Genomic DNA, 402 nt, shown 5'->3' on the forward strand with positions numbered 1-402 from the left:
CCTCCAACGCCATCCTCGCCTGGGCAGATCAGAACCGCGTCGAATGGCATTACATTGCGCCGGGCAAGCCGATGCAGAATGGCTTCATCGAGAGCTTCAACGGCCGACTGCGCGATGAACTGCTCAACGAGACGCTGTTTACCTCGCTGGCTCAGGCGCGCGTAGCCATCGCCCTGTGGCGCGCCGACTACAACACCGCACGGCCACACTCCCAAATCGCCTGGCAGACACCGGCCGAGTTCGCCACCACCTTCAATCCGCGACGGTCGCTCGCGCTGCGCTATGCCAAAGGCTCCGCGCCAGCGACCGTCGCTTCACCCGCCCAGCAGGGCACAACCCACGCCGGAAACGAACTCAAAACTGGATAGAAATTGGGGGCAAGGTCAGCGCTACTTTCAGAAC

General features: G+C 62.4%; 1 protein-coding gene. It reads left to right on the forward strand.

Annotated features, from left to right (window positions below; all coding sequences use genetic code 11):
• The coding region (locus EOA27_RS40180) for an integrase core domain-containing protein (RefSeq protein ID WP_145970980.1) at positions 1-368 on the forward strand (368 nt) is incomplete at its 5' end.
• Positions 369-402 lie beyond the last annotated feature (34 nt).

Origin of the sequence: Mesorhizobium sp. M2A.F.Ca.ET.037.01.1.1, from assembly GCF_003998075.1 — a bacterium.
Classification (GTDB): domain Bacteria; phylum Pseudomonadota; class Alphaproteobacteria; order Rhizobiales; family Rhizobiaceae; genus Mesorhizobium.